Below are 8,585 nucleotides of genomic sequence, written 5' to 3' on the forward strand. Positions count from 1 at the left end.
GCGCCAGGTCCCGTAGTCGCGCGATCACCGCGATCGCGGTGTCCGCGCTGCTCGCGGCCTCGCTGACCGCCTGCACGTCCACCGGCAAGACCACGCCGCCGTCGCCGACGACCGAGTCGCACCCGCCGTCCGGGCCGGTGCCCGCGGGGCTGGAGCGGTTCTACGGTCAGAGCCTGACCTGGGCCGACTGCGCACCTTACGCGACGTCGGAGGACGCGAGGTCGGCGTTCCAGGCGAAAGACATCCAGTGCGCGCGGCTGATGGTTCCGCTGGACTACGCGAAACCGGACGGAACGACCATCACGCTCGGCCTGCTCCGGCACAAGGCGACCGACGGGGGATCGCGGATCGGGTCGCTGGTGGTCAACCCGGGCGGACCGGGCGCTTCGGGCATGGTCGCCGCCGCCGGGCTGATCAAGCCGGCGTCGAACACCGACCTCGCCAAGCGCTTCGACCTGGTCGGCTTCGACCCGCGGGGGATCGGCGCGAGCCAGCCGATCATCCGCTGCCTCACCGACTCCGAGCGCGACGCCGACCGCGCCGACGACAGCGAGACCGACGGCTCGCCGCAGGGCGTGCTCAAGCAGGAAGCGCAGGAAAAGGACTTCGCCGCGAAGTGCGCCCAGCGCAGCGACGACGGCACCGGGCTGCTCGCCAACGTCGGCACCCGCGACGTCGTGAAAGACCTCGACATCCTGCGCTCGGTCCTCGGCGACGAGAAGCTGACCTACCTCGGCTACTCCTACGGCACCCGCATCGGGTCGACCTACGCCGAGGCGTTCCCGAAGAACGTCCGCGCGATGATCCTCGACGGCGCGGTCGACCCGGACCAGGACGCGGTCGAGTCGCTGGTCGCGCAGGGCCAGGGCTTCGGCGGCGCGTTCACGCAGTTCGCGAAGTCGTGTACCGCTCAGCAGGACTGCGCGCTCGGCCAGGACCCCGCCGCCGCGGTGCAGGTGTTCCAGGACCTCGTTCGGCCGCTGATCGACTTCCCGGTGCCGGTCGGCGACGGCCGCAAGCTCTCCTACGAGGACGCGACCACCGGCGTCATCCAGGCGCTCTACCAGGAGAGCCTCTGGGACGCGCTGAACACCGGCCTCAACGAGCTGAAGCAGCAGCGCGGCGCGACGCTGGAGAAGCTCGCCGACATCTACAACGAGCGCGACACCAGCGGCAAGTACGGCACCACCCAGGACGCCTTCACCGCGATCCGCTGCGTCGACGACCCGCGCGTCACCGACCCGGCCGTCATCCTCAAGGCGCAGGAGGAGTACGTGCAGGTCGCGCCGTTCCTCGACGACGGCCGCCCGGCGAGCGCGGCCCGCGACGCATGCGCGTTCTGGCCGGTCCCGAACACCTCGGAGCCGCACGTGCCGAACGTCGAAGGCCTGGCGAAGACGCTGGTCATCTCGACGACGAACGACCCGGCGACGCCGTACCAGGCCGGCGTCAACCTCGCGAAGGGCCTGAAGGGCGCGCTGCTCACCTTCGAGGGCACCCAGCACACGGTGTTCCTGCAGGGCATTTCTTGCGTGGACCAGGCGGGCAACGACTACCTGGTCGACGGCACGCTCCCGGCGGAAGGCACGCGCTGCAAGGGCCAGTGAGGGCGGCCGCGCTGCTGGGCGCGGCTCTGGTGCTGACAGCGTGTACGAGCGCTCCGGCGCCCGGGCCGCCGCCGTCCCAGACCCCTGACCTGCGGAAGTTCACCGGGCAGCAGCTCGCTTGGACGTCGTGCTCGGCGGACGCGTCGCTGGACTGCGCGCACCTGACCGTGCCGCTGGACTACGCGAAGCCGGCGGGGGAGACGGTGACCGTGGGGCTGCTGCGGCACAAGGCCGCGAAGCAGCGGATCGGCTCGCTGGTGGTCAACCCGGGCGGACCCGGCGGCGCGGGGACGTCGATGGCCGCGTCCCTGGCGAAGTCGCCCGCGGCCGCGCCGCTGCTGGACCGGTTCGATCTGGTCGGCTTCGACCCGCGGGGCGTCGGCACGAGCGAGCCGCGGATCACCTGCGGCACCGGCGCCGAGCAGGACGCCGACCGCGCGTCCGACGTCGAAAGCGACATGTCGCCCGAAGGGGTGAAGAAGCAGCTCGCCGAGACCACGGCGTACGGCGCGAAGTGCGCCGAAGCGACGAAGTACGGCAAAGCGTTCCTCGCGAACGTCGGCACGCGAGACGTCGTCCGCGACCTCGACGTCCTTCGCGCGGCTCTCGGCGACGAGAAGCTGACCTACCTCGGCTACTCCTACGGCACGCAGATCGGCGCGGCCTACGCGGAGGCGTTCCCGCGCCATGTCCGCGCGTTGCTGCTCGACGGCGCCGTCGACCCGGCGCAGGACATCGCGGAATCCCTGGTCACGCAGATGGCGGGCTTCCAGGACGCCTTCACCGAGTTCGGCAAGTGGTGCGCGGCCCGCCGCGACTGCGCCCTCGGCCGCGACCCCGCCCACACGACCGAGGCCTTCCAGCGGCTCGTGCGGCCGCTGGTCACGAAGCCCGTCCCGGCCGGCTCCCGGAAGCTCTCCTTCGAGGACGCCGTCACCGGCACGTTCGCCGCGCTCTACGCCCGCGGCGACTGGCCCGCCCTGAACGGCGCGCTCACCGAGCTGGCCGGCGGCACGGGCCGGGCTCTGCTGGCCTTCGCCGACGGCTACTACGGCCGCGGCCGCGACGGCCACTACGGCGGCGGGATCGACGCCTACTTCGCCGTCCGCTGCGTCGACCGCGCCCGGCTCACCGACCGGGCCGCGATCGACCGCGCGCACCAGCGGATGCTGGCCGGCGCGCCGTTCCTGGCCGGCGGCAGCCCGGACACCAGCGAGCTGGACATCTGCTCGACCTGGCCGGTCCCGCCGACGTCGGCCGAGCACGCGCCGCACGCCGTCGGCCTGCCGAAACCCCTGGTCGTCTCGACCACGCACGACCCGGCGACGCCGTACCAGCAGGGCGTCGACCTCGCGAAGGACCTCGACGGCGTCCTGCTCACCTACGAAGGCGTGCAGCACACGGTCTTCCTCGACGGCAACGCGTGCGTCGACCGCGCGGGCGTCGCGTACCTGATCGACGGGACCGCCGCCGCGACCCGCTGCTAACCGAGGTCGACGGGCTCGTTCTGCCCGGTCAGCGACAGCTCGAACATCACCGGGCTGAGGTGGTCCCCGGCCGGCGGCACCTGCACCCACAGCCGGACGAACCGCCGCGGCCCGTCGGCCGAGACCCACACCTTGACGATGACCTCGGCGTTCACCTGCGGCAACACGGAGTGCGCGACGGCCGCGGGCACCCGGCCGCCGACCCGCAGGGCCGCGGCGCCGTCGACGTTCTCCTTGCCCTCGGTCTTCGCGTCGGTCACGCCGTCGAGCAGCCGCTTGAGCCCGGCGGACGGCCCGAGGAAGCGGCCCACGGCGTCCGTCTCGGGGATCCGGCCGCGCGCGACGTCGGGATCGGTGCTCACCTCGCCGTCGCGCACGGTGAAGTGGAACTTGACGTGGCCTTCGCCGTCCTGGACGTCGGCTGTGCCGGTCGCGCCGCCGCCGGCGTCGAGGGTCGCGTCGCCGTCGATCTGCCGCAGCGGGAAGCCGGGCAGGACGCCGTTGACCCCGGCCGCGAAGTGCACGCTCCGCACCGACGCGAACGACGTCGCCGCGTCGCGGACCAGCTCGGCACCCGCGGGGAACGGCCCGCGCGTGTCCGGCGAGCCGGTGCACCCGGCCGTCAACAGGACCACGAGCAGCAGGGCGATGCGGGACATCCCGCAAGCCTAGTGGTGGCCGGATCCTTGCGGCAGATGTCCTTCAGGCCACTTCCACCAGGATGCGCGCCCGACAACACTGCTGAGGTGACTGTCGAGACCCGCCCTGCCCCGAAGCTGCACCGCGCCTGGCTGATCGCCGGTGCCGCGTTCGTCGCGCTGCTCGCCTCCGCCGGCTTCCGGTCCGCCCCCGGCGTCCTCATCGACCCGCTGCACCAGGAGTTCGGCTGGTCGACGGCCACGATCAGCTCGGCCGTCTCGGTAAACCTCGTGCTCTACGGCCTCTTCGCGCCCTTCGCGGCCGCGCTGATGGAGCGGTTCGGCATCCGCCGGGTCTCCGCGACGGCGTTGTTCGTCATCGCCCTCGGCGCGGCCGGCACGGTGTTCATGACCGCGAGCTGGCAGCTGATCCTCTGCTGGGGCGTGCTGATCGGCGCGGGCACCGGCTCGATGGCGATGAGCTTCGCGGCGACCGTCGCGGCCCGGTGGTTCGTCCGCAGCCGCGGCGTCGTCACCGGTGTGCTGACCGCGGCGGGCGCCACCGGCCAGCTGATCTTCCTGCCGCTCATCGCCAACCTCGCCGTCGGCTCCGGCTGGCGCACGGCGTCGCTGGTGATCGCCATCGCCGCGCTCGCCGTCGTCCCGGTGGTCCTGCTGCTCATCCGCGACCACCCCGCCGACGTCGGCACCACGGCCTACGGCGCGCCCGCCGGCGCCGAGGTCGCCCGCCCCGCCCCGAAGAGCGGCTCCGCCCGCCGCGCCCTGTCCGTCCTGAAGACGGCGGCCCGCACCCGGACGTTCTGGCTGCTCGCGGTCGGCTTCGCGATCTGCGGCGCGACGACGAACGGCCTGGTCGGCACCCACTTCGTCCCGGCCGCCCACGACCACGGCATGCCCCAGACGACCGCGGCGGGCCTGCTGGCCCTGGTCGGCGTCTTCGACGTCGTCGGCACGATCTTCTCCGGCTGGCTCACCGACCGCGTCGACCCGCGGATCCTGCTCGGGATCTACTACGCCCTGCGCGGGCTCTCGCTGGCCATGCTGCCGCAGCTGTTCACCGACTCCGTGCAGCCGAGCATGTGGGCGTTCATCCTGTTCTACGGCCTCGACTGGGTGGCCACGGTCCCGCCGACGGTCGCGCTCTGCGTCCGCGCTTTCGGCGAGGCCGGCCCGATCGTGTTCGGCTGGGTCTTCGCCTGCCACCAGCTGGGCGCCGCGTTCGCCGCGTCGGCCGCGGGCCTGGTCCGCGACCAGCTCGGGAACTACACCCTGGCCTGGTATTCGGCCGCTGTCCTGGCGATCATCGCGTCCGTCGCGTCGCTGGCCGTCAAGCGTGCGAAGAAGCCCGTTCCGGTGTCGGTGAACTGACCTTCGTCACCCTCGGCGCGTCGCGAAACATCCCGTTAACACGCTGTCGTTAGGGTGCGGCCATGGATCGCCAGCAGGAATTCGTGCTCCGCACGCTCGAGGAGCGCGACATCCGTTTCGTCCGTCTCTGGTTCACCGATGTGCTGGGGTTCCTCAAGTCCGTCGCGGTCGCGCCGGCCGAGCTCGAGGGCGCTTTCACCGAGGGGATCGGCTTCGACGGCTCGGCCATCGAAGGGTTCGCGCGCGTCTACGAATCCGACATGGTCGCCAAGCCGGACCCGGCCACCTTCCAGGTGCTGCCCTGGGAGACCCCGGACGGCAGCCCCTACTCGGCCCGCATGTTCTGCGACATCGCGATGCCGGACGGCTCGCCGTCGTGGGCCGACCCGCGGCACGTCCTGCGGCGTCAGCTCTCGAAGGCGGCCGAAGCGGGCTTCACCTGCTACGTGCATCCCGAGATCGAGTTCTTCCTCCTGGCCAACCTGCCCGACGACGGCAGCGAGCCGGAGCCTGCGGACAACGGCGGGTACTTCGACCAGGCCAGCCACGCCACGGCGACGCACTTCCGGCGCCACGCCATCGAGACCCTCGAGGCGATGGGCATCTCCGTCGAGTTCAGCCACCACGAGGGCGCGCCGGGCCAGCAGGAGATCGACCTCCGCTACGCCGACGCCCTGACCATGGCCGACAACGTGATGACGTTCCGTTACGTCGTCAAGGAGGTCGCGCTGACCCAGGGCGTGCGCGCGACGTTCATGCCGAAGCCGTTCACCGACCAGCCCGGCTCCGGGATGCACACCCACGTCAGCCTCTTCGAGGGTGATCGCAACGCCTTCTACGACGCCGAGGACCCGCACGAGCTGTCGGAGACCGGCAAGGCGTTCGTCGCCGGTCTGCTGCACCACGCCAAGGAGATCTCCGCGGTCACGAACCAGTGGGTGAACTCCTACAAGCGCCTGATCAGCGGGAGCGAGGCGCCGACGACCGTTTCGTGGGGCCGGGCGAACCGCTCGGCGCTCGTCCGGGTGCCGATGTATTCACCCGGAAAGGCGTCATCCCGACGGGTGGAAGTCCGTACCCTGGACTCCGCGTGCAACCCGTACCTCGCGTACTCGGTCATCCTGGCCGCGGGGCTCAAGGGGATCGAGAAGGGGTACGAGCTGCCGCCTCCTGCCGAGGACAACATCTGGCAGCTGAGCGACTCCGAGCGGCGCGCCGCCGGTTACGCGCAGTTGCCCCAGAACCTGGGGGAAGCCCTGGCCGAGATGGAGAAGTCCGAGCTCCTGCCGGAAGCCCTCGGCGAGCACGTCTACGACTTCTTCCTCCGGAACAAGCGCCACGAGTGGGACAACTACCGGAGCGCGGTCACCCCGTACGAGCTCCGCACGCTGTTGCCGGTGCTCTGATGGGGCGGCGGCCGGTGTTCCTCGCGATCCTGGCCGCCGCACTCGTGCTCTTCCCCGCCGCGCCCGCCGCGTCGGCGTCCTCTTCGAGGTTCGACCTCGACTCGGCCGACATCCCGGCGCTGCAGGCGCGGATGGCGGCCGGCCGGCTCAGCGCGGCAGGGCTCACCGGGCTCTACCTCGACCGGATCCACCAGGTCGACGGCAAGGTCAACGCCGTCCTCGCGGTCAACCCGTCGGCGCTGGGGCAGGCCCGCGAAAGTGACGCCCGCCGTCGCGCGCACCGTCTGCGCGGGCCGCTCGACGGCATCCCGGTGCTGGTCAAGGACAACGTCGGTACCCGCGACCAGTGGACGACCGCCGGCTCGCGGGCCCTGCGCAGCTACCCGGCGAAGGACGCCACGCTGATCACCCGGCTGCGGAACGCGGGCGCGGTGATCCTCGGCAAGGCGAACCTGTCCGAGTGGGCGAACTTCCGCGCCGCGAAGCCGACGTCGGGCTGGTCGGGCGTCGGCGGTCAGACCAACAACCCGTATGTGCTGGACCACAACCCGTGCGGGTCGTCCGCCGGCTCCGCGGCCGGCGTCGCCGCGTCACTGGCCCAGGTCGCGATCGGCAGCGAGACCGACGGCTCGATCGTCTGCCCGGCGGGGATGACGGCGACGGTCGGCCACAAACCGAGCCTCGGCCTGGTCAGCCGCACCGGCGTGGTGCCGATCTCCGCCGAGCAGGACACCGCCGGCCCGATCGCCCGCAACGTCGTCGACGTCGCGCTCACGCTGTCCGCCCTCCAGGGGCGGGACCCGGCGGACCCGGCCACCGCGCAGTACCCGCGCACCCAGCCGACGGACTACGCGAAGCTGCTCCGGCCGGGGGTCCTGCGCGGCGCCCGGATCGGCCTGTGGCGGCTGCCGGTACTCGGCCCGCAGACCGACGCGGTCATGACGTCCGCCCGGAACTCCCTGGTCAATGCCGGTGCGACGGTCGTCGAAGTGACCCCGCCGTACCAGGACCGGCTCGGCGAGCTGGAGTTCCCGGCGCTGCTCACGGAGTTCCACCGCGACATCGACGCCTACCTGGCGACCCGCTCGCAGGGGCCGCGGAACCTGGCCGAGCTGATCGCCTACGACCGCGCCGATCCGCTGGAGCAGACCTGCTTCGCCGGCCAGGAGCTGTTCGAGCAGGCACTGGCCGCGCCGCCGCCGACCGACCCCGGCTACCTCGCGGGGCGCGCCGAACTGTCGGACCTCGCTCGCCGGTCGCTGGACGAGACGCTGGCGAAGTACCACCTCGACGCGATCGCGTCGCCGACCAACCCGCCGGCGTGGAAGACCGACTGCGCGACGGGCGACGACGACGTGATCCCGTCCTCGACACCGGCCGCGGTCGCGGGCTACCCGGACGTCACCGTGCCGGCCGGGTTTGCCGGACCCCTGCCCGTGGGTATCTCGTTCATGGGTGCGCGGTGGTCCGACGGCCGGATGCTGGCCCTCGCGGCGGACTTCGAGCGGGTCGCGCCGGCCCGGGTCCCGCCGCGGTATCTGCCGACGTTGCCGCGGTAGCCCTGCGTACACGTTCTGACCTGCGATGACACCGTTAAGTGACCCCCCTGTCGGGACCGGTTTCGGGGCATGTAAAGTTCTCCAAGTCGCCAGGAACACCGGGTCGCACCGGGGCCGCAAGCCCCGGAGACCAGGACGGGACGAGCGGGTTGACACCGCGAATCGGACCGGGTAATGTTCAGCGTCGGCCCACGAGCGGCCGCCGAATCACTACGATTAACCTCGTAGACTGAGGCATGCTCGACCAAAAGTTTGTGAATATTGCTTGGAACAATCGCCGAGGGTGAAGCCACTGACAAGGTGGCGGATTCCGGAGTGTGTTGCTTGAGAACTCAACAGTGTGCTAGTGAACTAAGCCAGTAGAGCTTATAATTAACCTCGTATGAGGTTCCTTTGAGAATGATTGAGTACATAGTCTCGATCAAACTATTCATTGTTGGAGAGTTTGATCCTGGCTCAGGACGAACGCTGGCGGCGTGCTTAACACATGCAAGTCGAA

6 protein-coding genes and 1 rRNA gene are annotated in these 8,585 nt (G+C 71.1%); 6 read left to right on the forward strand and 1 reads right to left on the reverse strand.

Annotation, left to right across the window (positions count from 1 at the left end):
* The first annotated feature begins 38 nt into the window (after positions 1-38).
* A complete protein-coding gene (locus tag ACLJQZ_RS29760) occupies positions 39-1,607 on the forward strand; it encodes an alpha/beta hydrolase (RefSeq protein ID WP_410623180.1) in 1,569 nt (522 codons plus the stop codon).
* On the forward strand, positions 1,604-3,094 hold the full coding sequence (locus ACLJQZ_RS29765; protein WP_410623162.1) for an alpha/beta hydrolase: 1,491 nt from the start codon (positions 1,604-1,606) through the stop codon (positions 3,092-3,094). The genes ACLJQZ_RS29760 and ACLJQZ_RS29765 overlap by 4 nt, the downstream gene beginning before the upstream one ends.
* Here the strand turns inward: ACLJQZ_RS29765 and ACLJQZ_RS29770 are convergent.
* Positions 3,091-3,753 (reverse strand): LppX_LprAFG lipoprotein, encoded by a 663-nt coding sequence (locus ACLJQZ_RS29770; RefSeq protein ID WP_410623163.1) that lies wholly within the window; start codon positions 3,751-3,753, stop codon positions 3,091-3,093. The genes ACLJQZ_RS29765 and ACLJQZ_RS29770 overlap by 4 nt on opposite strands.
* Before the next feature lie 87 nt (positions 3,754-3,840).
* Between ACLJQZ_RS29770 and ACLJQZ_RS29775 the strand changes: the two genes are divergently transcribed.
* The 4 genes from ACLJQZ_RS29775 to ACLJQZ_RS29790 all read left to right on the forward strand — a co-directional run.
* Positions 3,841-5,121 carry an MFS transporter gene (locus ACLJQZ_RS29775; protein WP_410623164.1) on the forward strand — a complete coding sequence of 427 codons (1,281 nt, stop codon included), beginning with the start codon at positions 3,841-3,843 and terminating at the stop codon, positions 5,119-5,121.
* Between the two features lie 62 nt (positions 5,122-5,183).
* Positions 5,184-6,527, forward strand: coding sequence for a type I glutamate--ammonia ligase (glnA, locus tag ACLJQZ_RS29780; protein ID WP_410623165.1), 1,344 nt, complete (start codon positions 5,184-5,186; stop codon positions 6,525-6,527).
* The gene (locus ACLJQZ_RS29785) at positions 6,527-8,086 is read left to right on the forward strand and encodes an amidase (protein WP_410623166.1); all 1,560 of its coding nucleotides are present in this window, start codon (positions 6,527-6,529) and stop codon (positions 8,084-8,086) included. The genes glnA and ACLJQZ_RS29785 overlap by 1 nt, the downstream gene beginning before the upstream one ends.
* Positions 8,087-8,519: 433 nt before the next feature.
* Positions 8,520-8,585, forward strand: a 16S ribosomal RNA gene (locus ACLJQZ_RS29790); the annotation flags it as partial.

Source organism: Amycolatopsis sp. cmx-8-4, assembly GCF_046548675.1.
Taxonomy (GTDB): Bacteria; Actinomycetota; Actinomycetes; order Mycobacteriales; family Pseudonocardiaceae; genus Amycolatopsis.